The 25,067-nt window shown below is 39.7% G+C and carries 20 protein-coding genes; 13 read left to right on the top strand and 7 right to left on the bottom strand.

All coding sequences use genetic code 11. The features are described from left to right. Positions 1–11: 11 nt before the first annotated feature. The gene (locus tag CBS1_RS05280) at positions 12–1,211 is read left to right on the top strand and encodes a pyridoxal phosphate-dependent aminotransferase (protein WP_090223237.1); all 1,200 of its coding nucleotides are present in this window, start codon (positions 12–14) and stop codon (positions 1,209–1,211) included. Positions 1,212–1,262: 51 nt separating this feature from the next. On the opposite strand, the gene CBS1_RS05275 is transcribed toward CBS1_RS05280, so the two are convergent. Next, the gene (locus CBS1_RS05275) at positions 1,263–2,510 is read right to left on the bottom strand and encodes a hypothetical protein (protein ID WP_090223235.1); all 1,248 of its coding nucleotides are present in this window, start codon (positions 2,508–2,510) and stop codon (positions 1,263–1,265) included. Positions 2,511–2,680: 170 nt separating this feature from the next. Between CBS1_RS05275 and CBS1_RS05270 the strand changes: the two genes are divergently transcribed. From CBS1_RS05270 to CBS1_RS05225, 10 genes are all read left to right on the top strand, one after another. Next, entirely contained in the window at positions 2,681–3,445 is a 765-nt protein-coding gene (locus CBS1_RS05270) for a lysozyme family protein (protein ID WP_090223233.1), read from the top strand. Positions 3,446–3,603: 158 nt separating this feature from the next. After that, on the top strand, positions 3,604–5,391 hold the full coding sequence (gene dnaK / locus CBS1_RS05265) for a molecular chaperone DnaK (RefSeq protein ID WP_090223232.1): 1,788 nt from the start codon (positions 3,604–3,606) through the stop codon (positions 5,389–5,391). Between the two features lie 141 nt (positions 5,392–5,532). Continuing rightward, the gene (locus CBS1_RS05260; RefSeq protein ID WP_090223230.1) at positions 5,533–6,585 is read left to right on the top strand and encodes a hypothetical protein; all 1,053 of its coding nucleotides are present in this window, start codon (positions 5,533–5,535) and stop codon (positions 6,583–6,585) included. A gap of 362 nt (positions 6,586–6,947) precedes the next feature. Then, a complete protein-coding gene (gene recF / locus CBS1_RS05255) occupies positions 6,948–7,976 on the top strand; it encodes a DNA replication/repair protein RecF (protein ID WP_090223228.1) in 1,029 nt (342 codons plus the stop codon). A 10-nt stretch (positions 7,977–7,986) separates the two neighbouring features. Beyond that, entirely contained in the window at positions 7,987–11,427 is a 3,441-nt protein-coding gene (rgy, locus tag CBS1_RS05250) for a reverse gyrase (RefSeq protein ID WP_206732145.1), read from the top strand. A gap of 89 nt (positions 11,428–11,516) precedes the next feature. Further along, complete coding sequence (locus CBS1_RS05245; RefSeq protein WP_090223227.1) at positions 11,517–11,954, top strand: M15 family metallopeptidase; 438 nt, start codon at positions 11,517–11,519, stop codon at positions 11,952–11,954. 278 nt (positions 11,955–12,232) lie between these two features. Continuing rightward, positions 12,233–12,427 (top strand): hypothetical protein, encoded by a 195-nt coding sequence (locus CBS1_RS05240; protein WP_033192124.1) that lies wholly within the window; start codon positions 12,233–12,235, stop codon positions 12,425–12,427. A gap of 191 nt (positions 12,428–12,618) precedes the next feature. After that, a complete protein-coding gene (locus CBS1_RS05235) occupies positions 12,619–12,972 on the top strand; it encodes a hypothetical protein (protein ID WP_128998114.1) in 354 nt (117 codons plus the stop codon). 167 nt (positions 12,973–13,139) lie between these two features. Further along, entirely contained in the window at positions 13,140–14,879 is a 1,740-nt protein-coding gene (locus tag CBS1_RS05230) for an HD-GYP domain-containing protein (protein ID WP_206732144.1), read from the top strand. 260 nt (positions 14,880–15,139) lie between these two features. Continuing rightward, positions 15,140–17,137: a S9 family peptidase gene (locus CBS1_RS05225; protein WP_128998112.1), complete on the top strand. Its 1,998-nt coding sequence runs from the start codon at positions 15,140–15,142 to the stop codon at positions 17,135–17,137. Between the two features lie 171 nt (positions 17,138–17,308). On the opposite strand, the gene ptsP is transcribed toward CBS1_RS05225, so the two are convergent. The 3 genes from ptsP to CBS1_RS05210 all read right to left on the bottom strand — a co-directional run bounded on the left by ptsP (position 17,309) and on the right by CBS1_RS05210 (position 21,073). Further along, positions 17,309–18,973, bottom strand: coding sequence for a phosphoenolpyruvate--protein phosphotransferase (gene ptsP, locus CBS1_RS05220; RefSeq protein WP_090223055.1), 1,665 nt, complete (start codon positions 18,971–18,973; stop codon positions 17,309–17,311). A gap of 24 nt (positions 18,974–18,997) precedes the next feature. Then, positions 18,998–19,258 carry an HPr family phosphocarrier protein gene (locus CBS1_RS05215; protein WP_090223057.1) on the bottom strand — a complete coding sequence of 87 codons (261 nt, stop codon included), beginning with the start codon at positions 19,256–19,258 and terminating at the stop codon, positions 18,998–19,000. Between the two features lie 456 nt (positions 19,259–19,714). Beyond that, a complete protein-coding gene (locus CBS1_RS05210) occupies positions 19,715–21,073 on the bottom strand; it encodes a PTS fructose transporter subunit IIC (RefSeq protein WP_090223059.1) in 1,359 nt (452 codons plus the stop codon). 26 nt (positions 21,074–21,099) lie between these two features. Here CBS1_RS05210 and CBS1_RS10915 point away from each other — a divergent pair, with 26 nt between their 5' ends. Beyond that, positions 21,100–21,432: an IS1/IS1595 family N-terminal zinc-binding domain-containing protein gene (locus CBS1_RS10915; protein ID WP_479680584.1), complete on the top strand. Its 333-nt coding sequence runs from the start codon at positions 21,100–21,102 to the stop codon at positions 21,430–21,432. A 242-nt stretch (positions 21,433–21,674) separates the two neighbouring features. Here CBS1_RS10915 and CBS1_RS05205 read toward each other — a convergent pair whose 3' ends face one another. From CBS1_RS05205 to CBS1_RS05195, 3 genes are read right to left on the bottom strand one after another with little or no spacing between them, the layout of a single operon-like run. Next, entirely contained in the window at positions 21,675–22,118 is a 444-nt protein-coding gene (locus CBS1_RS05205; RefSeq protein ID WP_090223060.1) for a PTS sugar transporter subunit IIA, read from the bottom strand. A 4-nt stretch (positions 22,119–22,122) separates the two neighbouring features. Further along, complete coding sequence (gene pfkB / locus CBS1_RS05200) at positions 22,123–23,055, bottom strand: 1-phosphofructokinase (RefSeq protein ID WP_090223062.1); 933 nt, start codon at positions 23,053–23,055, stop codon at positions 22,123–22,125. A 20-nt stretch (positions 23,056–23,075) separates the two neighbouring features. Continuing rightward, a complete protein-coding gene (locus CBS1_RS05195) occupies positions 23,076–23,831 on the bottom strand; it encodes a DeoR/GlpR family DNA-binding transcription regulator (protein WP_090223064.1) in 756 nt (251 codons plus the stop codon). 665 nt (positions 23,832–24,496) lie between these two features. Between CBS1_RS05195 and CBS1_RS05190 the strand changes: the two genes are divergently transcribed. Beyond that, entirely contained in the window at positions 24,497–24,697 is a 201-nt protein-coding gene (locus tag CBS1_RS05190) for a prolyl oligopeptidase family serine peptidase (RefSeq protein WP_241685576.1), read from the top strand. The last annotated feature ends 370 nt before the right edge of the window (positions 24,698–25,067 follow it).

Here is a 25,067-nt window from a genome sequence, read left to right as displayed (position 1 = left end):
AGGAATTTGGCATGGTTTCTAAGATATCAAAAAGGGCAATAGAGACCCCAGCAAGTCCGATAAGAAGATTAGTACCGTACGCCGATGAGGCGAAGAAGAGGGGTATCCAGATTTATTATCTAAACATCGGCCAGCCGGACATTAAAACCCCGAAGGTTTGGTATGAGTACATAGAAAAATACAAACCCGAAGTTGTGGCGTACACTCATTCGCAAGGCTTGCTGGAATTAAGAGAAGCATTCTCAAAATATTACGCAAGGCACAATATACACGTCACACCAGATGAGATAATGGTTACCAACGGCGGAAGTGAAGCTATAATGTTTGCCCTCGGTGTTGTATGTGACCCGGGTGATGAGGTTATAACCATCGAACCATTTTACGCGAACTACCTCGGCTTTGCATCCTATTTAAACGTCAAACTCGTTCCTGTCACAGCTCATCCAGAAGACGGTTACAGACTTCCACCACTGAGCGAATTTGAAAAAGTCGTCAGCCCGAAAACAAAAGCCATACTCTTTTCAAACCCGTCCAATCCAACAGGGACCGTATACACGTACGAAGAAATGAAAACAATCGTTGAATTTGCAAAAAAACACGGGCTGGTTATAATCTCCGACGAAGTCTACAGAGAATTCACATTCGATGGCAGAAAGCACGTATCGATATTCCATTTCGAAGGTATCGAAGAACAAGTAATAATGGTTGACAGCATATCCAAGCGCTACAGTGCATGTGGTGCAAGAATAGGAACGTTTGTCACCAAAAACAAAGAATTCTACAAAAACGCACTCAAATTTGCTCAAGCAAGACTTTGCCCAGCGGAAACAACGCAGTTTGGAGCCATAGGCTTGCTCACGCTCGGAGAAGATTATACCGACTCAGTGCGCGATGAATACCAAAAAAGAAGAGATGCAACCTACGAAGCTATGAAAGAAATCCCCGGTGTCGTAGTCCACAAACCAGAAGGTGCGTTTTACCTGTCTGCAAAACTTCCCGTAGATAACGCCGAGGACTTCATCATCTGGATGCTAAAAGAATTCAACGTGGACGGCAAAACCACCATGGTTTCACCACTCAGCGGATTCTACGCAACACCTGGAGCTGGAATGAGCGAGATAAGGATAGCTTACGTACTTGAAGCAGAAAAACTTGCAGACGCTGTAAGAATACTTGGAGAAGGGATAAAGGCGTATAATTCAAGAAAATAAGATAAAAACAAGCAAGCGGCATCGTTGGGCGATGCCGCTTTTCTTTGATTATTACCTAAATTTCTCCAGTACCTTCAATCCGTCAACTGGAATGAAATAGTCTTTCAATGTTTTGTTCGAAGCAATGTAATTAGGAAGGTAAAATGACTCATCAACAATTATACTTTTAGCTAAATCGATATCAAACTCTGCAAAATCGCCGCCTATGATAGGTAATGTATACTCGTTATTTGTGAGTTCGGCAAGATATCCACTTGATAAATCTACAACATACGTTACATCCCTGTTAGGCCAGCCCCCTTCATTGACACCAGTGTATGAATAAAGCATGAAACTGTACAAAATCGTGTCTATTCCGCTAATTCCGGGGGAGTAAGGACTAACAGTGACTTTCACACTGTTAGATGTAGTTGAAGTACTAAAAGGAGTGGTAGGATAATTCGCAGGATTAATGGAACTTGTTGCGAACGGTGTAGTTGTTGGGAAGTCTTTTCTGTATTCAGAATAAGAAAAACGCTTCACTGAATAATCAGTATAGCTGAAGACATACAGATCTTTATCGCTCTTCAACGAACTTGGTATCTTGTATCCACCAAAAACATAACAATTTCCGCCGATGAGCCAGTCCGTAAAAATACCTTCAAAAGGTTCTAAAGGTTCAATAACTTTCAAGTCAGCTTCCGTAATATCCAAACTCTTATCCGAATCAAGCATGAAACTGCGTTTGATCGCTACTTTTTCTATACCTTCATCACTCCACGGACTACCCACAAAAATCACTAAATCACCTTTTGCTTTTGGCAATCCGAAAGCTACTGCTTTTCCATCTTCTACTTCGGGAAATCTGTGTTCATGTGAAAAGAACACGCTCAGTTGCTTTCCTGAATATTGAGCTGGTACGTTAATGGTCAACGTAGCAGCGTCTTCATCAGTTGGATTTCCAACATCCACGGGGATAAAGTTAGTCTCACTGAGCTTTGCATGAAATAAGTAGACCGTCTTTTCTGAATAGCCAAACTCAGGTTCTGCAACAGCTATGGAATAGATACCTTTTGGATCGTTCACGGTGAACTTGTAGACACCGTTCGTTCCCGTCAACTTCGTCCATGTCCCTGTTAACCCATCTCTTGCATACACAAGGTGCGCATTTGTAATATGCCCGTGCCTTGATGTCTGGATGACCACCTCTTTGGAAGCAGAAGGCGGGGTAACAGGAACACAAGAAAAGAACACCAAGACAACAGCGAAAATAATAGCTAAAACTCCAAAAACAACCTTAAACTTGCCACGGTTCAACATACTATCGCCTTCTTTCGTAGTTTTTTGGGTCACATGGCTGCTCCACGTGGCCCTATATAACTTTTGACCTTGTGTGAGGAAGAATCGTTCAGTTTTTTCCAACATTGCGTGTTATGGTATAATCTTAAATACTGAAAAACTCCAAATTGTGCATGTTCGGAGGTTAAAGAGTGGGCGATTCCAAAAAGCTTGAAAATATCCTTTTTTATGCAATAATCACAGGAAGCCTAATTATCATCTTTTCAATTATTTTAATCTTCCTAAACAACGAATCCTCGCAAGCCCAAGCCGAACCTACTGAGCTTGCCACTGCTGCACTGTATATTTCATCAACAGAAAGTCCCTCTGAAGAAACCGAAGAAAGCGTTGTTTCTAGCAAGACTGATTTTGAAACTGATATTCAAGACGACACATCAACAATACTTGAACGGTACAACCAAATGCATGAAGAGTTGGAAAGGATAAAACAAGCACTGGCAAGAGATAGAACAGTCGAATACGTAATCTACAGTGTGGTTGACTACGAAGGAGACGAACTCACTTTTGATGAGCTGGGTGGTTTTACAAAGTATGGGATTTCTTCAAAGCACAACCCAGATATAGACGTCTTCAGAGTTACAAGGAAAGACGCCTTCAACATCCTTTACGTTCGCTACTATGTTCCAAACAAACTATATGAGTACCATAGTGTTAGACTCCAGGTTGCTCTCATGCACATGTGTGTTCTCTTTGGCAACAAAGCCTTTTCCATTGCTTATTCTATAGTACCAAAAAGCAAACTCATCATCCTACGAGATTCCGATCCCGAGTTCCCACAGGTAATTGAACAGCTCAGACTTGCCTTTCGACAACATGCCAAACAGCTTGGCATCAAAAATCCAAGATATCTAAACGGTTGGCTAAACCGAATAGACAAAGTGTTCTACATAGGCTGATCGCCTAATTAATAAAGGTACAAACGACTTACACCGTCCAAATTCCCAGGACGAATTTTTTAAAAATTTCAATTATCACTCTTGACAAAAGAGTGCTAATCTGGTAGAATATAACTGCCAAGCAAAAGAAAACAAAAATATAACGGAGGTGGATATATATGGCAAAGAAGGAGTTTGTTGTTGGAATTGACCTTGGAACGACCAACTCGGTCATTGCGTGGATGAAACCGGATGGAACCGTTGAGGTCATTCCAAACGCAGAAGGTAGCAGAACAACACCATCTATAGTCTCGTTTACGAAAACTGGAGAGATTCTTGTCGGTGAACCTGCGAAACGTCAGCTCATTTTGAACTCGGACAGGACTATAAAATCTATCAAAAGAAAGATGGGTTCAGACTACAAGGTGAGGATCGATGACAAAGAGTACACTCCACAAGAAATCAGTGCGCTCATACTCAAAAAGCTCAAAAAAGACGCAGAAGAGTACCTCGGTGGTGAAATTAAAAAGGCAGTTATTACTTGTCCAGCTTACTTCAACGACGCTCAGCGACAAGCTACAAAAGAGGCTGGTATCATAGCTGGACTGGAAGTGCTCAGAATCATCAACGAACCAACGGCTGCTGCACTTGCATATGGTCTTGACAAGATGGAAGGCGAAAGAAAAGTTCTTGTCTACGACCTTGGTGGAGGTACGTTTGACGTTTCCATACTGGAAATCGGTGGAGGTGTTATTCAGGTTATCGCAACAAGCGGTAACAACCACCTTGGTGGTGACGACTTCGACCAGAGGATAATGGACTACATAATCGACGAGTTCAAAAAACAGCACGGAGTAGACCTGAGAAACGACAAGCAGGCATTACAAAGAATCAGAGACGCTGCGGAAAAAGCAAAGATTGAGCTTTCTACAAAACTTGAAACGGACATAAGCTTGCCATACATCACAGCAACGGCTGAAGGTCCGTTGCACCTTGAAATGAAACTTACAAGAGCTATGTTCGAATCGCTCACAAGAGACCTCGTTGAAAAGACAAGAGAACCAATAGAAAGGGCGCTTAGCGATGCGAAACTATCACCACAAGACATCGATGAAATCATCCTTGTCGGTGGTATGACAAGAGTTCCAATGGTTCAGAAATTCATCAAGGACATCTTCGGAAAAGAACCGAACAAGAGCGTCAACCCAGACGAAGCAGTTGCTATCGGTGCTGCAATACAGGCTGCCATTTTGGCTGGAACAGAAGGTGCAAAAGACAAAGACGTTGTGCTTGTAGACGTTACACCGCTGACACTTGGTGTTGAAGTCAAAGGTGGATTGCTCGAGCCAATAATTCCAAGGAACACGACCATACCAGTTAAAAAGAGCAAGATATTCACAACAGCTGAAGACGGACAGACAAGCGTTGAAGTCAGAGTCTACCAAGGTGAACGTGCAATGGCAAGGGACAACATATTCCTTGGCAGCTTCCAACTCGTAGGCATTCCACCAGCACCGAGAGGAGTACCACAAATCGAAGTCACATTCGATATCGACGCAGATGGTATAGTGCACGTTTCTGCAAAAGACCTCGGAACTGGTAAAGAACAATCGATGGTTGTCACAGGTAGACACCAGCTCAGCAGTGATGAAATCGAAAGAATGATTAGAGAAGCTCAGATGTACGAAGAACAAGACAGAAGAAAACGTGAAGAAGTCGAACTCAAGAACAAAGCAGACGACCTTGCATACCACATTGAAAAAGTGCTCAAAGAAAACAGTGACAAGATACCAGAAGATACAAAGAACAGACTCGAAGAAATCATTAGAGACTTGAAAGATGCAATCAACAGAGATGACATCGCAAAAGTCAAGATACTATTCGACGACTTGCAGAGAGAAAGCATGAAGATAGGCGAGTACCTCTACAAACAGCAAGCTCAGGGTGGAACTACTACCGAACAATAATTCAATAATTGAACATTTTCCAGAGCCAGTGGTCAAAAGCCACTGGCTTTTATCTTTTTCATGTTCCCAAAGAACGGTTCGCAGAAAAATTTGGTCTAAATGATTAGAAGAGCCACTTTGAAGTACGTGGAGGTGGAGAGCATGGTAGGGAAGGTCGCAAAAATATCGGTACTTTTGATTTTCCTATTTGTCGCAGTAAGCTTGCTTGCTCAGAGCGTTGAACCACTACCACTCTATATCCAAGAATACTACAAAGCCTACGGTAGATTTCCAAAACCGCCCGACTGGGTTAAAGTGGGAACGGTTTTCGTATATCAAGAGCAGGTAGGAACAGGTACAAAAGGGGTAGATGCATACAGCACGCAAGGATATAACGTAAAAATAGTGGTAGGTATTGATAAAAATAGCGGATTTGTTGCTGGTTTGCAATGGCGTATCACATTTGACCTTCGAGGGAACATCGATTTCAGTTCACAGATTGCACAAATCCAGTTTGCTGAATTAGAATCGCTCGCTGAATTTCTCTCACAAATCGCACGTGTTTCACCTGTGGGTGTCGAAGTCCAAGGAGGATACTTACCAGACGGTGGTTTTTACTTTGCCTACGCAAGCGGAGATTATTACGGATTTACCAGATACAACTATACTCTCAGCAAAGAAGGAGTATTGGTTTCAAGTGGTTTTCTTGAAAACACTTCCGGTACAAGCTCATCAGTTGGACAATTGGATTTGATAAAAATAACGAATGTCCAATTCCCAATTTCCCGACTTTCGCAAGAAATTCTCAGAAATAATTACACTTACCAAGGCGCGATAATCGAAGGAATGACGGGGATGATAATGACCTACTTTCAGGTCAATATAAATTTCGACAAACAAGTCTCCGATGGAATCTACTCATTCGACAGCGCTGCTATCACAAACTACACAAGCTCTCGGTCTAAGGTATTGGGAACGGACTTAATAGGACCAAACTACATAAATCCGCAGTTACTGAAAGGCGAAATACTAAGCATACCTGAAATAGGGCTTAGATGGATGGTTGAAGGTCAAGGACAGATGGGCGGAATACAGACGGGAGTGTATATTCAAGGAGTAAAAATCGCATCATATGAATATGCACAAAATGGACTCTTGTTACAATACATATTCAGAACGAGCATGGGCTATCAACAAGGCAGAATTGCTAGATAAAAAACAGCACCGGGCAGAGATGCCCGGTATTTTTAAACGTTTGAAGAGCCATGTGAATAGTCTTGCTAACGTACTGTAAAGTTTGGAGTCCAGCCTTTCTAATCTTTCCTCTTTATCCTAAGCTATTGGGATTCAACACTTTGGTTAAGTTTTTGGTAATATACCTTCAAAATCTTGGTGTAGAAATATTTCAGATTGCTCAAAAATCATTCGAGTCTGAAAGTTAAGTGTTTGGAGCGCACGGATTTATGAGAGACTTAGAACTCAAGATTTCGTGCGCATTTTGAATTTTTGAATAAAAATGCTAAAATATGTTTCGGAATGAATAAGCGGATAAACTTTCGAGTATGGGGGTGACAGGGATGGAAAAGAAAAAGATGGTTATCAAAGAACTCACGGTGAAAAACTTCAGGAACTTTTCGGAGCATACTGTTCAATTCAGTGACGGGATAAACGTTATCTATGGTCCTAACGGTTCAGGTAAGACCTCCGTTTTGGAGGCCGTTGCGTATTTGTCCAACCCCCGCTCTTTCAGAGGCGCGAGAGATTACCAAATTTTGAAGATGGGAGAGAAGCACTTCGAGATTAAAGGTAGGATAGTCAGCGGTGATGAAAAGCACACGATAGAGATCGTCTACGTGCAAGAAGATGACAAGAAGGAAAAGGTTGCTTACCTCGATGGTTCGAAGGTCAAAAGATTCAGGGATATTCAGGAAGTCTTTATCGCTATCCCGTTCAGTTTCAGGGATTACTCCATGGTAGATGGCGGTCCTGCTCAGAGAAGGGAATTCTTTGACGAGATATTCTCTTTGCTTGACCTGGACTATTACGAAACTCTTCGTGCATATGAAAAACTTTTGGATGAAAGGAATGAATATCTAAAACAAGATCCTTCGATGATTAACAGAGAATACTTGATTGAAACAGCTAAAGATCTGCAGATTATGGCTGACAAGATTGTGGAAAAAAGAGAACAGATGGTTCAAGAACTTTCAGAATACTTGGACAAAATCTTTAGGATAGAATACAAAAGTGATTTCAAAGGAAAGAATTTCTTGGATTACATTGACCAAGACATAGCCGAGCAGGTAACAACAATAGGTCCGCATTCTCAGGATGATTATTTACTGTACTACAAAGAGCTTCTTGCAAGACACTATGCTTCCGAAGGTCAGAAACGTTTGCTTTACCTCTCAATAGTGCTTGCGTTCAAGAAACTGATTGAAGAGACAAAGCACTACGAACCTGTCTTCTTGTTTGACGAACCATTCAACGTGCTTGATACTCATCTTCTTGAGAAGTTCATATCGAACCTCTCTGGTCAGGTGATTATCGCTTCGATAACACCACTGCTCGGTGCACACAACATAGGTTTGTCGCTTGGGGAGTGAAGGTGTGAAAATGGCGGACAATCAGTCAATGAATGCGACATTAGAAGCTGTATTCAAAAACCTCTGTCCGAACTGCAGTGGTGACATATCTTCAATAAGGTTAATTAAAGGGCTTCCTTGCGAAAAGTGTTTAAGCGAAGAAATAGATGGCAAGGGAGCCCTTTGCCGTTTAAGTAATCTGGAAGGGTTGAAAGAGTTCTGCAACCTAAACCAAGAGTACACCGAATGGGAAGAGACATTCAAAAAATACGTAGGATTTGAGCCATGGGAATTGCAAAAATTCTGGGCGAAAAAATTGCTTTTGAAAAGGTCATTTGCACTTCTTGCACCAACCGGCATTGGTAAGACATCCTGGGGTTTTGCCTCCGCAATATACTTTGCAAAGCACAACAAAAAATCGTACATCGTCCTTCCTACAAGGCTTTTGCTTTTGCAAAGCTATGAAAAACTAAAAGGCAAAGTTCCAGATAAAGACTTGCTCGTTATTGGAATAGAAGAGTCGAAGAAAGAAAAGGACCAGAATAAAGAAAGACTTGCAAATGGCCAATTCAAAGTCCTTGTCACTACGTCCATGTTCCTTTACAAAAATGTCGACCTTATCCCCAGAGATTTCAGCTTCATTTTCGTCGACGATGTGGATTCATTTTTGAAGACAGCGAAGAACATAGACAAAGCGTTGTATTTGCTTGGCTTTGAGCCAAGGGATATTGAATTGGCGATGAAATACATTAGAATGAGAAGAAATATCACAGAAGAAAATACTGAAGAGATTAACTCATTAAGAGAGCAAGTGAGAAGAATTTCAAAGAAAGCGAAAGGTGTAATGGTTGTGTCATCAGCTACGAGCAATCCAAAATCAGAAAGGATAAAACTCTTCAAAGAACTTCTTGCATTCGACGTAGGTAGGCCAGTGTTTTATTTAAGAAACGTAGAGGATATCTACGAGCATGTCGGTCCAGACCAAGCCAAATTGGAAAGCGTACTCGTTGAAAAGATAAAGCAATTCGGTGATGGTGGGCTTGTTTTTGTTTCTTCGGACTACGGAAAAGAAAAAGTTGACGAATTAAAAGCACTTTTCCAAAGATTTGGAATCACAAGCGAAAGCTATGAAAATTTCTCGGAAGAAATATTGGAGAAGTACAAAAATAAAGAAATACAAGTGCTGATAGGCATCTCTTCTTACAGAAACCCATTAGCACGAGGTTTGGACCTTCCAGAAATAATTCGGTACGCCGTATTCTACGGCGTTCCGAAAATCGTAGTGAGCTTGGACTTGGAAGGAAATGTAAAGCACATCCTCCTTGCTCTTTCCACACTAAGACCTCTTATAGCAAGGGATAGAGAATTGGAAAACTGGACACCAACGGTAGATAGGTGGATGAAAGAGCTCAGTAAACTTGGGAATATTGCAAATCCGCCAAAAGAACGTGTTGAGAAACTGAGAGAAGAGATTAAGAATTTCATCCTTTCAGAAAAGGTTGCTTCAAAGATAAAATCCGCTGACGATATTTCACTTAGGCAAGAGGATGGCAAGTGGTATCTGGTGGTGGCTGACGTCACCGGTTATCTCCAAGCCTCAGGCCGTACTTCAAGACTCTTCGTTGGTGGTATCTCGAAGGGTTTGAGCTACTTACTTGTGGACGACAAGAAAGTCTTCAACAACCTCATCAGAAAACTGCGCTGGTGGTTCAGCTCGGATGTCGTGTTCAAAGATGCACAAAGCGTTGATTTGGAAAGTATCATCGAACAAATCAACAGCGATAGAGAACGTGTGAGGAAGAAAGAAGGCAGACGAGACGACTTCTTGAAGCCTGTGCTTGTTATCGTTGAATCACCGCACAAAGCAAGAACCATTGCGAACTTCTTTGGAAAGCCAATTTCCAGAAGCCTCGAAGGGCATGAACTATACGAAGTGATAACCGAAGACAAATACGTTGTCATCACCGCGTCCTTCGGGCATGTATTCGACCTAAACAAAGAGGAAGGTTATTTCGGAGTATTAGAAAATGCATCCAACGGCCGTGTTAAATACGTCCCTATATACGAAACCATCGAAGGGAAAGAAAACATCGTTGATGCAATCAGAGAGGCAAGCAAAGAATTTGAGCAGATACTCATCGCAACTGACCCTGATACCGAAGGTGAAAAGATCTCGTGGGATTTGAAAAACTTGTGCAGTGTGTATGCGATGAATATAAAGCGTATGGAATTTCATGAAGTTACAAAACGTGCGATTTTGAACGCACTGCGGGAGCATAGGGACGTCGATGAAGACCTCGTAAAAGCGCAGGTTGTCAGGCGAATATCGGACAGGTGGGTCGGATTTGAACTATCCCAACTGCTCCAAAAAACATTTGGACGCAGCAACCTGTCAGCTGGAAGGGTTCAGACTCCTGTCCTTGGATGGGTGATAGAACGAGCAAAAGAAAGTCAGCAGAAAAAATATCTCGTGACAATTTCAAAAGACGGATTAGAGTTGAAATTTGAATTCGAAAACAAAGAAGAAGCTGAAAGGTTCTATAACGAAATAAAAACAGCTGAAGTAATAAAAGGTGAAGAAAAAACAATTGATAAAGCACCTCTACCTCCCTACACAACAGACGTGATTTTGAAAGATGCATCGGAAAAATACAGACTCTCGGTCTCCAGAACGATGGAAGTGCTACAAGACCTCTTTGAACGCGGATTTATAACATACCACAGAACAGATTCAACACGCGTTTCCGACTTTGGTATCAACGTCGCACGAGAGTACATTTCAGAAAACTTCGGTGAAACATTCTTCAAGCCAAGAACTTGGGGCGAAGGTGGCGCACACGAATGTATCAGGCCAACAAGAGCCTTGGATATTGAAGATATCAAATCCATGATTTATTCTGGCGAACTTGAAGGATTCACAAAAGACCACATTGCTATCTACGACCTCATATTCAAGCGTTTCATCGCTTCTCAAATGAAGAACGTTATCCTAAAAGGTTACGACGTTACATTCAAAGTAGTCAACAAGACGCAAGAGATGGAAGTATACGAAGATATTGTAGAAGAAGGATTCAATAAAGTCTTCCCGATAAAACTTGTGAAGGTTCCGGAAGGAAGCATCGACGTTTCTAACAACAAATTCATTCGAGCGGTTCCAAAGGTCTATCCATTCACACAAGGTTCGCTCGTTGAAGAAATGAAAAAGCGTGGACTTGGCAGGCCTTCCACGTACGCAACAATCGTGAGTAGGTTGCTTGAACGAGGATATGTGATAGAAAGAAATGGTTTCTTGCTCCCAACCCCACTGGGAGAAAGGGTCTACCAGTTCTTCAATTCAGACAAAGAAAAATTCAAATTCGTCAGCGAAAACTTCACGCGCGAATTGGAAAAGCTTATGGACAAAGTAGAAACTGCACAAGCAAACTACCAAGAAATACTGAGAAGTTTAAAAGCAGAGCTGGAGAAAATTTAGTACGCAAAAAAGCAAAAAGCCCGTCCCATACCGAACGTGGACGGGCTTTTTCTTTTTGCATTGGTAGATACATCTTCTTGGGTGAAACCATGGACAGGAGTTTGCAAAAGTTAAAGCCAGAATTTAGAATTCTTGTCGAACGGTTTGTTGAAAAGTGCAGAATGGAAAATATAGAAGTATTGATTTACAACACGTACCGAAGCAAAGAAGAACAGTACGCTCTCTATCTGCAAGGCAGGGCACCTCTTGAAGTGGTGAACCAAGCAAGAAGAAAGGCAGGATTAAGACCGATTAAGGAAATCGAAAACAAGGTTGTAACGATGCTCAAAGACTCCCCACACTGCCACGGCTTAGCTGCCGATTTCGTACCACTGACCGATGGAAAAGCGGTTTGGAATGATTACCAGCTATGGAACAAATGTGGCAAAATAGCTCAGAGCTTAGGCATAGAGTGGGGCGGAAGTTGGAAGGATTTCCCGGATTATCCGCATTTACAGATGAGAAATTGGAAAAGATATGTGAAATAAAAATATAGCCCATCCGACACAGGATGGGCTTTTTTGTTTAAAGGTAAGATTGGAACTACTAAAAGTTTGTTTTACGAACTTTTCTTATTGCATTTCTTTAAAGTTATATTATATAATACTCAGTAACAAATACGTTGAGTGAGAAATTAGAAAGGTAGTAAAAACCTCCCTTGGGAAAAGTAAAATATATCTGAACCGAAAAATCACCCCAAGGGAGGTACTTAGAAAAATTATACCACACAATCTTTCACGAATTCCAACTGTTTGAGAGGAAGGTTTTGAAAGGGCAAAACCGTACTGGTAGAAAACCCAAACTAACAGATGCCCAGATTGCTACGTTGTATGTGCTTTCATACGTTATCTCATCACCAGTATTCAAAGTAGCAAGGCTATTAGGTGAAATCATAAAACATCTTTCGAAAAGAACGAACACAAAGAGAACACAAGTTACTGCAGCAGTAGCTGAGGTATAAAGCACAAGATAGGTTAGGGAAGGTAAATTGGCTGATAGTTGATGGAACAATAATGCCGGTAGCAAGTACAAATAGAGCAAGAGTACATAAAATAAGAAGGCTGTCAGGCAAAAGTTTCTGGGTAAGAAGGAAATTATACAGTGTGCCTTATCAAAAACAGATTGAATTTGAAAAGCTGCAAAGTTTTAGTGATGGTGTTGAGCGATAAAGAAGGTGTAGTATACGACATATGGTATCATCCAGGAAGCAAGCATGAACTAACATCGTTGAGAGAAAAGCTAAAGAAAAGTGGATGCTTGAAGAAAGCGATAGAAAGCAAACAGGTAATAGGAGACAAAGGATACAGAGGAAGCTTGGTAGTGGACGTATGTGAGAGAAAAGAAGAGAAAAGCAAAAGGCAACCGGTGGAAAGTGTGAATTCGATAGTGAAGAAATTCAACAAGATAAGTGGCTGGAGGTTGGGGATAACGTTGCTTGTGTACCTTTATGCTTATGCGATTGGATATAGCTATTTCAGAAATTTATTGGATTTCGTGTGTTCTTGAATTTCTCACTCAACGTATGTTAAATAAACATAAATATTTTTCTGCACTATCTTGTGGTATAATTAAAAAAATCTTTTTTGCCTTACTTTTTAAGAATGAGCAGTACGCTTTGAGTTAAGTAAGATACGGATATTTCGTAGGTAACACAATCCGATGGAGGTAAGAATATGATGAGAAAATCTGAAGGTAACAAGAAAAAGTCTGTGTTCAAGAATTTGGAGAAGATTAGAAGAGCACTTTTCTTACTTGCCATATTACTGTTATTAAGCATATCTGTAGCTGGTATATTTCAACTGAAAGCCAATAAAGAATACCAGCAGATTAAAGAAACGTTCAGGATAATCAACCGTGCTGTTCTTGATAAATCATTCGCAGCGGATTTGATAGATTATATGAAAAAATATAAATACGACTACACAGTTTTCGAAAATGCTTTAAAGTCAAACCAAATGGAAGTCGTTGCTGAGCAAATCAGAGAATTTGCAAAGCACATGACCAGTTATGAGCAAAAGATGCTGACAAACCGCTTCAGAAGTTTCATGTGGTCCTTGGCGTCTTATTTCTTTTTGTTTGCTTTCATCTACTTTCTCTTCGAGTTAATTTACCGGCAAGTTATTTCACAAGCTTCCAAGACATACAATACAATTAAAAATACTTATGAATCGCTGTACATAGATAAGATTCCACAAATCGAACCAGAAGTATCTGAAGAAGATGCAATTTTAAACGAATTAGTAAGAGAAGCGAATTTACGCTACGATATAGTCCAGTATTTCAGGTCACTTCCTTACGTCGAGACACTCGAGGACTACGTAAAAGTAATAGGCGAACATGTTTGTGGTTTCTTCGATGCAGGAAGGTTCTCATTTGCTTTAGTTTCTGGGGATTTAGCCATTGCCGAAAGCGTGTATTTTGTAGAAAAAGACAAAGTACCATTTCTTGACAAAGGTTTTGCGCAGAAATTGGATGAGACTTCCCTTGGAAGAATAATTAAAGAAGATATAAAATACAGGATAATAAAAGATTTAAGAACAGTCGACTCGATAAGTGCAAAGCTCATAGTCAAAGAGGGATTTTTGTCGAATATAACAGTACCTGCTGTTGTAAACAATCGTGTGATAGGATTTTTATTTTTGTCCGCCAGCGAACCAAACCACTTCACAGAGGAAGATGGAAAACTGTTTTACATAATATCGTTGTTGGTTTCTCCCAAGCTTTACCACGCGTTGACTCTCCAGAAAATAATAGCCAACCTTGGTGGGTCGTTCCTTGACCTTGTGGAGTACAGAGACAACGAAACTGGAAACCACATCAAAAGAGTTGCAGAATATTCCAGAATATTAGCGCAGGCACTAAAGTTGGAACCCAAGCTGGTTAGGGAAATATACGAATTCTCTCCGTTACACGATTTAGGAAAGGTTGGCATACCAGATAGAATACTGCTCAAGCCTGGAAAACTCGATGAAAATGAATGGGAAATAATGAAAAAGCACGTCGGTATAGGTGAGATGATCCTCAAAAATTTCGCACAGAACAGCCAGGAATTTATAAGTGAAAAAGCCCTGCAAACAGCAATAAACATACTAGCTGACCATCACGAGAAATGGGACGGCAGCGGCTATCCGAGAGGAAAGAAAGGCGAGGAGATAAGTATAGAAGGCAGAATAGTTGCAATCGCAGATGTCTTCGATGCGTTAACTACGAAAAGACCATACAAAAATGCATTTTCGTTTGAAGATTCAGTAAAGATCATTCAAGAACAAGCTGGAAAACACTTCGATCCCAAGTTAGTTGAGTTGTTTTTAGAAAATCTTGATAAGATATACAACATCTACAATGAATTAAAAGACGTAGAAGAAGAAACAGTAAAAATTATCGACTCTGGCGAAGCAAAAAATCAGCAGTGAAAAAATTCTGCGCATTTGAAACGTCTCATATCCAAAAAACTTGCGCCACATTCTTGTGCAAAATTTTTGGAAAACGCTCAAAAAGGACGGTGCTTTCAACCGTCCTTTTTTTCTTAACAGTCCGTCAGTTTGTTTTCAAGAATGTGCGAACGCTTAAAGAGCGATATGTGAATCAATAAGATGTACTCTGAGCATTTTTTGTTCTTGCGAGAAAATATGGTATAATAGTACGAACAACGAACTAATTGGGGGTGGCTTTTGTGGAAAAAATAACATTCGATGATTTGTTGAAATTCAAGTTTATTTCTGGATTAACACTTTCTCCTGATGGTGAAAAGCTTGCTTTTGTTGTTCATGATATGAACAAAGATGAGAATGGTTATACCTCTAACATCTGGATTTACGATATTCAGAAAGGTACACTCTCGCAGCTCACATCTTCAAACAAAGACAGCTCACCAATTTGGTTGGATAGCTCAAGGATTCTCTTTGTCTCATGGAGAGAGGAAAAAGACAGAAAGAGGAAAGAAAACGGTGAGCCAGTAACACCGTTTTACGAAATAACCGTTGAAGGTGGGGAAGCAAAGCGCACTTTCGAACTGCCGTTCTTTGTCGAGCGCTTAAAGAAATTGAACGATGAGGTCTTTCTATTCACAGCAGTGTACGACCACAGACTTGGTGAGTTTTGGAAATTGAGCGATGAAGAGAAAGAAAAGCTACTCAAATCTTTGAAAGAAGAAAAAGACTACGAAGTCGTTGATGAAATACCTTTCTGGGCAAACGGTTCTGGGTTTACGAACAAGAAACGATTGAGACTTTTCAAATACAATATTCAAACCCAACAAATCAGCCCCATCACCGACGAATATTCCAACGTAGAGTACATCTCTGACAGCCCCGATGGAAATACTGTCCTGTATGTTTCCAACACCTTCAAAGACGTCATGAAAATGCCCAATGATTTGTACCTTTACGATGCGCAAAAAGATGAATCGATTAAATTGACTCACCACGACCACTTCATGTACGAACTTGCTGAGTTTGTGGATGGGAAGGTAATCTTCGCTGGAAGTGACATGCGAAGATATGGAATAAACGAAAATCCGCAATTCTACATACTCGATATCTCAAGCAATCGGGTAGAACCGATAGCGCCCGATTTTGATGCGAGCATCGGCAACAGTGTGAACAGCGACTGCAGATTTGGTCGGAACAGAGCTATTAAAATTGATGGTAAGTACCTGTATTTTGTGAGCACGCAATGGCACGATGCTCAGCTTTTCAGAATAGACCTCTCTGGGAAGATTGAGCAGCTCACATTCGAAACTGGTTCGGTCGATGGTTTTGATGTTGTAAATGGCCAGGTGTTCTTCGTTGGCTTGAGAAATATGAAACTTCAAGAAATCTACGAGCTTGTTGGAAAACAAGAAAAACAAATCAGCCAGTTCAACGAATGGGTGCAAAAAGAAAGGTACATATCAAGACCTGAGCGGTTCACGTTCAACACAAAAGATGGTACACCCATCGAAGGTTGGGTCATGAAACCTTTCAACTTCGAACCTGGGAAGAAATACCCTGCCATCTTAGAAATCCACGGTGGACCGAAGACAGCCTATGGAGAAGTCTTCATGCACGAAATGCAGCTACTTGCAAGTGAAGGATACGTTGTCATGTTCTGCAATCCGCGTGGTAGTGACGGAAGAGGCAATCAATTCGCAGACATCAGAGGAAAATACGGCACAATAGACTACGAAGATATCATGCAATTTGTGGATGAGGCAATAGCAAAATACGAATTCATTGATGAGAATAGGATAGGAGTAACTGGTGGATCGTACGGCGGCTTTATGACCAATTGGATTATCGGCCACACGGATAGATTCAAGGCGGCAGTTTCCCAAAGAAGCATTTCAAACTGGATAAGCAAATTCGGAACGACGGATATTGGATACTTCTTTGTCGAAGACCAGCAATTAGCAACACCATGGAGTGACTTTGAAAAACTCTGGTGGCACTCACCGATGAAATACGCAGACAAAGCTAAAACACCAACACTTTTCATCCACTCTGATGAAGACTACCGCTGCTGGCTTGTTGAAGCAATCCAGATGTTTACATCGCTCAAATACCACGGAGTTGAAGCAAAATTAGTGATATTCAAAGGAGAAAACCACGACCTGAGCAGGAGTGGTAAGCCGCTGCATAGGTTGAGAAGGTTGAAGGAAATTGTGGGTTGGTTTGATAAGTATATCAAGTGAGCTATGTTTATTAAGATTATAAAACATCCCTTGGCTGAGTCATAACTAAGGGATGTTTTTTTATCGGAGGAATAAGTGAATATGAAAAAGTCGCGCTTGCCTAAAACTTTAGGTTGTCTCTAAGTCCTCTTGACCTGTACTTTTAAAAGATCTGAAAACAGCCTTATCTTTTTAGTTTCCCAAAAGATATTCTTCCAGTTTTTCCTTTTCTGAGATATAATTAGTATTTTCTATTTTCTTTTTTACTCTTAGAATCTTAGAAGGATTTACACTAAGTTCATCCACTCCAATGCCAATTAAAACTGGCACAGCTTTCTCATCAGAAGCCATTTCGCCACAAACTCCAACCTCTTTTCCTTTCTTATGTGCGTTATCAACCGTCATCTTGATTAATCTCAGAACAGATAGATTTAATGGATCATACAAATAAGAAACTTTTTCGTTTGTCCTATCTATTGCAAGAGTATATTGAATGAGATCGTTTGTCCCTATACTGAAAAAGTCAACTTCATCCGCAAGAATATCTGAGGCAAGAGCTGCAGCGGGAGTCTCAATCATTATACCCACCTCAATTTTATCACAAAGGTCAATTCCTTTCTTCTTAAGTTCATCCCTCGCTTCTTGCAATATCTCTTTTGCTTGCTTTACCTCATTAGCAGTAGTTATCATAGGAAACATAATCTTCAAATTCCCGTATACGGATGCTCTCAAAAGCGCTTTTAGTTGAGTTTTAAATAATTCCTTGTTATTTAAACAAAGCCTAATCGCTCTGTAACCTAAAAATGGATTAAGCTCATTTTCTATGTTTAAATAGGAAATATTTTTGTCACCACCAATATCTAGAGTTCTTATAATAACAGGTTTTCCTTTCATCTTCTCAAGTACATATTTATATGCAGTAAACTGCTCATCTTCCGAAGGTGGTGAATTTCTGTTCATAAACAAAAACTCTGTTCTAAAAAGCCCGATCCCCTCAGCACCATTTTTTAATGCTATTTCAACCTCTTCAGGAAAGCCGATATTTGAATATACTTTTACTTTTCTGCCATCTCCTGTTTTAACCTCGGAGACGACAAGTCTTTTTAATTCCTCTTTCTTCTTTTTTTCCTCTTTCATTCTTTTTTCATATTCTTCAACTACCTGTTGGTCAGGGTTAATTAGAACTATACCTTGATAACCATCCACAATTACTATATCACCATCTTTTACATACTCAAGCACTCCCTTTACACCTGCTACAGCAGGAATCTCATATGTTCGAGCGATTATTGCTGCATGAGAAGTCTTTCCACCCTGCTGCGTAACAAAACCCACCACTTTTGTTTTATCCATCTGGGCAGTTTCGGATGGTGTTAAATCCTCAGCTATAATAACGCTTCCTTCAGGGATATTTTTTAAATCTATATACAAAGCACTTGCACCATGGAGAATTCTAATCAACCTCTCGGAAACGTCTTTAATATCATTTGCTCTTTCTTTCATATACTCATCGTCTAAACTCGCAAGTAAATTCGCATAGAACTCAGCCGTCTCGGCAACTGCCCACTCAGCATTTGTTCCTTGTTGTATCTTTTCTTTTACCATTTTAACAAATTCAGGGTCATCGAGAATCAAAAGGTGGGCATCAAATATCATTGCTTTATTCGCACCAAGGTTTTGTTCTGCCTGTTCTTTTATCTCTGAAATCTCTTGCTTAGCTTTCTCAATAGCTTCTTTAAACTTTTCTATCTCTTCTTCTGTACTGTTTGGCTTGTAGTACTTTATATTAATCTCTTTTTTAATAACTATAGCTCTTCCTATTCCAAATCCTTCCGACACAGGTATTCCAGTGAGCATAGCGTACTAAGACCTCCATTCCTTCTACTCATTTAAACTTTGAAGAAGTTTTACTAAAGTATCTAAAGCTTCCTTTTCATCTTCACCTTTAATTCTTAAAATAATCTCATCGCCTTTTTTAGCACCCATCGCTAAAATGTTTAGTATGCTTTTTGCGTTTACTTCTTTGCCATCTTTGACTATAAGAATATCGCTTTTGAACCTGGTTGCCTGAGTAACAAATATGCTAGCAGGTCTTGCGTGAAGTCCTGATGGATTTTGCAACGTTACCTTTGCTTCAACCATAATTTTCCCTCCGTACGGTTGATGCTATCAACTAAAGGAATTCAAAACCCTTGAAAACAGCATTACGTTCTTATGAGTGAAAAACTCTCGATCATCGATGTTTCATAAATAGGATAAGGTTTCACACTATGCAAAACACAATTCCTTCTTGCCCTAAGTTTGGTTCAAGCAATATTTAAATGAATCGTTTGTGAAACTTAGGAAAACAACTAATGTCAATTAAAGTTTTTCCTATTCATAGACTTTGTACGAGCCAAGCATGAGTTTAAGAAAAACATTGTTGGTATTCCAAATAATATGAAAGGCTTTTTTGCGTAGTGTTAAATCTCATAAGGGCGAATAACTATGATATTAGTTGTGTTACCTTTGCCTTATTGTTTTTCATCACTGGAAGTTACCGGTATCACGCAATTATGTGGGAAGAAAGGGCAGGACACCCTACCCACTTTATACTCTTTATACTCTTTTCGGCTTCAAAGCAGAAATTATAAAGGCTGTTAAAACTGTACCCGCCAAAATTGCCACTGCGTATAATAATGCATTGCCGACTGCATTAGGTATTGTTAATACGAATATCCCACCATGAGGCACTGCTAACGTACAACTGAACAATATACTGAGTGCAGATGCTACAGCTGAGCCAATCATAATAGATGGAATAACTCTAAGCGGATCAGCCGCAGCAAATGGAATTGCACCCTCGGTTATAAATGAAAGTCCAAGGAAGAATGCAGCTTTTCCTGCTTCTCTTTCTTCAGTTGTAAACTTATCTTTTGCTATCAAAGTTGCAAGTGCAAGTCCTAGTGGGGGCGTCATACCAGCTGCCATTACAGCCGCCATTACTGTTGATGGTTGGCCCGCTGCCAGCGTTGATACCGCAAATGTATATGCAGCTTTGTTAACAGGTCCTCCCATGTCAAATGCCATCATAAGCCCCAAAAAGATTCCAAGTAAAACGGCACTACCACTACTCATACCCTTGAGCCATTCGGTCACTGCGTTATTCAAGGCTGCAACAGGTTCACCAATTAGATATATCATACCCAAACCTATAATCAATGTTGAAAGTACCGGTAAAATCAGAACCGGCATCAATCCTTCCATTGTTTTCGGAAGTTTTATTGTCTTTTTGAGCCAAGCAACTAAATAACCAGCTGCAAAACCTGCTACAAGGCCACCCAAAAATCCTGCACCGAGTTTGTTTGCTAAAAGTCCGCCTATCATTCCTGGTACGAGCCCTGGCCTATCTGCTATTGAAAATGCAATATATCCTGCCAGTATCGGAACCATTATAGAGAACGCACTACCACCTATGTCCATAAGCGCTGCTGCTAGTGTTCCTTTCTGCTGAAAAGCTGTGATGCCAAATGCAAAGGATATAGCAATTAAGATACCGCCTGCAACAACAAAGGGAATCATATAGGAGACACCGGTCATCAAGTGTTTGTACGCACCCGTTGCCTTTTCTTTGGCTTCTTTTTTTGCTTCAAATACCACATCAACATAATCCTTTTTTTCCATATTCATTGCCTTTTTGATAAGCGCTTGGGGGTCTTTTATAGCATCTTTTACACTTGCCCGTACAATCGGCAATCCCTGGAACCTTTCTTCATCGATTTTTGTGTCACAAGCAAGAATTACTGCATGGGCCTGCTTCAAATCCTCTGCTGTTATCTCATTTTCAGCTCCAACAGATCCTCTTGTTTCAACTTTTATTTCCACCCCTAGTTCTTTTGCCGCCAACTGAAGAGCTTCTGCCGCCATATACGTGTGGGCAATCCCGGTCGGACAAGAAGTTACCGCTACAATCTTCATCTTTAACCCCTCCTTTTTAACTTAAGATGGTGTTAACTAAAAGTACTGGAAATTTCCCAAGGACGTACCATCTTCTTATAAGTACAACCCCCCCTGACCAGCATTTAAGAACAATGAAATGTCTCGCTATGCGAAACTCAACACCTTTCCATCCAAAAAGTGGTTCAACCAACATTCATAAGAACAGTCACGATAAGTACGTCAACCAACAATACTTCTGCAAAGACTGTAAGCACACCTTCAGACTTTCCCACTCAAAAGAACACGCTCTTTTCTTCCTCTTATCCCAAAAACTCAATCCGTATCAAATCCGCGGAAATCCACAAAAAGCAAAATGGGATTTTTTTATTCCGTTGTAAATCCTGCCTCATTAAGAACAGAGTTCTTCACACCTTACCTTAGCTTTTTCTTCTTTTGCACACTTCAAATTCTTCCGCTTCCCTGTCTTTATAATCCTTGAAGTCTACGTCCTCAACTTCAAAAGTGTCTCCTAAAGCTCCCTGAGAGATTCGCTCGACATCAAAACTTCTCACTTAATATCTACAAACAGATAATGAAATAATCTTCTTTCCTTTTTAAGTTAGCAGTTTCGAACTTAGTCTTACTCAAAAGCTTTGATAATGTCATCAAAAGAACTAGCATTGTATAGTTTTTCTCTAACATCTTCATGCATCAGCTTTCTTGAAATAAGACTCAATACATGAAGATGTGTATCATCAGCGTTATCAGGAACTGAAATCAAAAAGAAAATATGAGCCGGCTTCCCGTCCATAGACTCAAAGTCAACTCCATTTCTGGATATACCAAAGGTTATACAAGGCTCTAAAACAGATCTGTCTTTTCCGTGTGGAATTGCTATTCCCATTCCTATTCCAGTTGAAAACTCCTCTTCTCTTTTCATAACAGCTCTTTTGAAGCTTTCTTTATCTGTTAGCTTACCATCTTTGTATAGAATATCAATCAATTCCTCAATAATCTCTTCCTTTGTTTTAGACTTTAAATCAAAACACACACGATTTGGTGAAAACAGCTGTTTTATTTCCATCAAATCACCCCAGTCTTTCTATTTCCACATTTTCAAAGAAATAATCTATCTGTTTCATTTCAGGTGGCTTGTTACCCTCTTCTACAACCTTAGCTGTTGCACAAGCACAGGCGAGTTTAAACAACTGCTGCTTGGACATCTTCTTTGAAAAACCATAAGCAATTGCTGCAACCATTGAATCACCTGCGCCAGTTGTGCTCTTTACGTCAACTTTTAAAGGTTTTGCATATAGCACTAAATTCTCAGTTACAAAAATTGAACCGTTAGCACCCAGAGAAATTAAAACAACTTTTATTCCCTCTGCAACTAAGCTCTTTGCAGCCTTTACAATGGAATTTGTATCGCTTTCATCTACATTAAAGAGAGTTTTAAACTCGTGTATGTTGGGTTTTATTACATCCGGTTTTGCCTTAATCCCTTCTTTTAAGGCTTGTCCATCTGCGTCAAATATTACAGTTACTCCTTTTTGTTTCAAGCTTTTGATGATTTCAAAATACATTTTGCTATCAGCATTTGTAGGAAGACTGCCGGAAAGAACAAAAATATCACCATATCGAGCTTTGGATTCAATCTTCTCGAATACGGCAAGCTTGTCAATTTCAGTTATCTCAAAGCCAGGCTGATTTAAATCTGTGTGTTGTCCATCACCAAGCTCAACAATCTTTATATTTGTCCTGGTAAGCCCATTTACAAATACAAAATCATTTTCTATACTAAACCTCTGAAGATACTCCAAAAACCACCCGCTATTCTCTTTGCCAAGAAAACCCAAAGCAACCGACTCTTCACCAAGTACCTTTATAACCTTGGATACATTTATTCCCTTGCCACCGGCGTCTATCACATAGCCGTTGCTTCTGTTTATCTGTCCTTTTTCAAGCCTGTTTAAATATATTGTTATGTCAATCGCAGGATTCAAAGTAACGGTGTATATCAATTTCAACACCACCTTATTATTTATTCTGTGATAACTTCAACACCAAGGGCTCTAAACTCCTTTTTTTGACTTTCATCCATTTTATCGGTAACAATATAATCCAGCCTTTCAATGGGGCATATCAGAGCAAATGAAACCTGGCCAAACTTAGAACTGTCTGCAACTAAGAATACCTTTTTTGCATTTTCGATCATTGTTCTTTTTACGGCAGCTTCCAGATAGGTCGGAGTTGTCACACCAAATTCAAGAGAAATACCGTTTGCTGCAATAAATGCTTTGTTACATCTGAACTGCTTCAAGGTATTTTGTGCAATATCACCAATCAGAGCTTTTGTTTTGGATCTTATTACTCCTCCTGTCATAATTACTTCAATATCCTCTCTGTTTGAAAGTTCGTAAGCAATAGTTACTGAATTTGTTATAACAGTTACATTTTTAGCTGTTATACTTCTTGCTATATACTGAGTTGTGGTTCCAGAATCCAGAATTATGGTATCTCCATCTTCTATATATCTTGCAGCGAGTTTTCCTATATATTCCTTTTCCTTCGCAAATCTATCTTGTTTTTCAGCAAACGACAACTCAAAAGTTGCAGCAAAACTGTTAATAGCGCCACCATGGGTCCTTTTTATTATTCCCAAACTTTCAAGCTCATTCAAATCCCTTCGAATAGTAGACTCCGAAACACCAAATAATTTTGCAAGCTCATTAACTCTGACACTCTTGCCTTCTTTTATTATCCTTGCAATCTTGCTTTTTCTTTCTTCTGCAAACATATTATCACCCTTTCTTGATTAAGCTCATTTTGTTGATTGTTTGTGATTATATATGATTGGTTGTGATTGATTTTTATTATAAAATGTCTTTTTCAATCTGTCAATATTTCAATACAAACTTTTTAGATCAAAAATATGTTGGATAAAAAACTCGAAAACACTTGGAATTAAGAATATTTATGAGATGGCTTTATCCAACCGTGTTTGCATAAAGATACGGTATACCGTCATCCTTAGTCGCCATCCGCTCAATTTATTGAATCTTTTAACTATCGAATTTACTCTTTCTATCGTTTGGCTTTTACTTTTCTCCTTGCACATTTTCACCATCCCACTTCCTCTGTATCTCATATTTCCCAAACCCCCACTACCTTGTATCACATACCTAGTCCGATTGTTTTTCTTTATGTTTCCCTCAATGATTTTAATTTATGTAAACTTTCTGGATGATACCATATATCATGTACTACTCCTTCTTTATCACTCATCACCATCACCAACATCCAACCGTACAGTTCCTCAAGTTCTGTCTCCTAATAATGCACACTTTAAACCTCTCTATTCCTTCTGACCCAAGAGCTTCTCGCCTGCTTACCTTCTTATCTTATATGCACTTTCTCCACGTGTACTTACTTATTCTTGCAGTAACTTGTGAGCCTTCGTGCTTGTTCCTTCAGAACGAAGACTACCGCTGCTGGCTTGTAGAAGCAATTCAAATGTTCACATCGCTCAAATACCACGGTGTTGAAGCAAAATTAGTGATATTCAAAGGAGAAAACCACGACCTGAGCAGGAGTGGTAAGCCGCTGCATAGGTTGAGAAGGTTGAAGGAAATTGTGGGTTGGTTTGAGAATTATCTGAAGTAAACTATACAAAGACCGCAAAACATCCCTTGGTGAAAAGCCAAGGGATGTTTTTGTTTCAGTTGAGGAACAGATGTTCCTTTATTGTACTGAACTGCACCAGGCTGTCTAAGGCTTTGAAGGGTAGTTTTAAAGTAGAATCTATAGCTTCGTCCGAACGATATCAATTAAAGAATTTGGAAAAACTAAAATTGTCTAAAATAAATTTTTATGCATTACATTGTATATTTATTATTAACATATAACTTTATATTGCATTTGTAAGATTGCATTTGTACTCAAATTCAAGAGTGTACTTACGCGAACGTTTATTCATTCGCTATAATAAATTGTTTTTTGTAACAGATTATAACTTCTATCATCATTTTTTATA

Origin of the sequence: Fervidobacterium changbaicum (genome assembly GCF_004117075.1) — a bacterium.
In the GTDB taxonomy this organism is placed as follows: domain Bacteria; phylum Thermotogota; class Thermotogae; order Thermotogales; family Fervidobacteriaceae; genus Fervidobacterium; species Fervidobacterium islandicum.
This window is presented reverse-complemented; position numbering and strand designations above follow the sequence as displayed.

Excerpts from the sequence above, each read along its gene's own strand:
- CBS1_RS05215 (WP_090223057.1), bottom strand. The coding sequence starts at position 19,258 with ATGGTTGAAGCAAAGGTAACGTTGCAAAATCCATCAGGACTTCACGCA.
- CBS1_RS05245 (WP_090223227.1), top strand. The coding sequence starts at position 11,517 with ATGGACAGGAGTTTGCAAAAGTTAAAGCCAGAATTTAGAATTCTTGTC.
- CBS1_RS05210 (WP_090223059.1), bottom strand. The coding sequence starts at position 21,073 with ATGAAGATTGTAGCGGTAACTTCTTGTCCGACCGGGATTGCCCACACG.
- CBS1_RS05260 (WP_090223230.1), top strand. The coding sequence starts at position 5,533 with ATGGTAGGGAAGGTCGCAAAAATATCGGTACTTTTGATTTTCCTATTT.
- recF (WP_090223228.1), top strand. The coding sequence starts at position 6,948 with ATGGAAAAGAAAAAGATGGTTATCAAAGAACTCACGGTGAAAAACTTC.
- CBS1_RS05280 (WP_090223237.1), top strand. The coding sequence starts at position 12 with ATGGTTTCTAAGATATCAAAAAGGGCAATAGAGACCCCAGCAAGTCCG.
- CBS1_RS10915 (WP_479680584.1), top strand. The coding sequence starts at position 21,100 with ATGGTGTTAACTAAAAGTACTGGAAATTTCCCAAGGACGTACCATCTT.
- dnaK (WP_090223232.1), top strand. The coding sequence starts at position 3,604 with ATGGCAAAGAAGGAGTTTGTTGTTGGAATTGACCTTGGAACGACCAAC.
- CBS1_RS05230 (WP_206732144.1), top strand. The coding sequence starts at position 13,140 with ATGATGAGAAAATCTGAAGGTAACAAGAAAAAGTCTGTGTTCAAGAAT.
- rgy (WP_206732145.1), top strand. The coding sequence starts at position 7,987 with ATGGCGGACAATCAGTCAATGAATGCGACATTAGAAGCTGTATTCAAA.
- CBS1_RS05205 (WP_090223060.1), bottom strand. The coding sequence starts at position 22,118 with ATGGAAATAAAACAGCTGTTTTCACCAAATCGTGTGTGTTTTGATTTA.
- CBS1_RS05195 (WP_090223064.1), bottom strand. The coding sequence starts at position 23,831 with ATGTTTGCAGAAGAAAGAAAAAGCAAGATTGCAAGGATAATAAAAGAA.
- ptsP (WP_090223055.1), bottom strand. The coding sequence starts at position 18,973 with ATGCTCACTGGAATACCTGTGTCGGAAGGATTTGGAATAGGAAGAGCT.
- CBS1_RS05275 (WP_090223235.1), bottom strand. The coding sequence starts at position 2,510 with ATGTTGAACCGTGGCAAGTTTAAGGTTGTTTTTGGAGTTTTAGCTATT.
- CBS1_RS05235 (WP_128998114.1), top strand. The coding sequence starts at position 12,619 with ATGGTGTTGAGCGATAAAGAAGGTGTAGTATACGACATATGGTATCAT.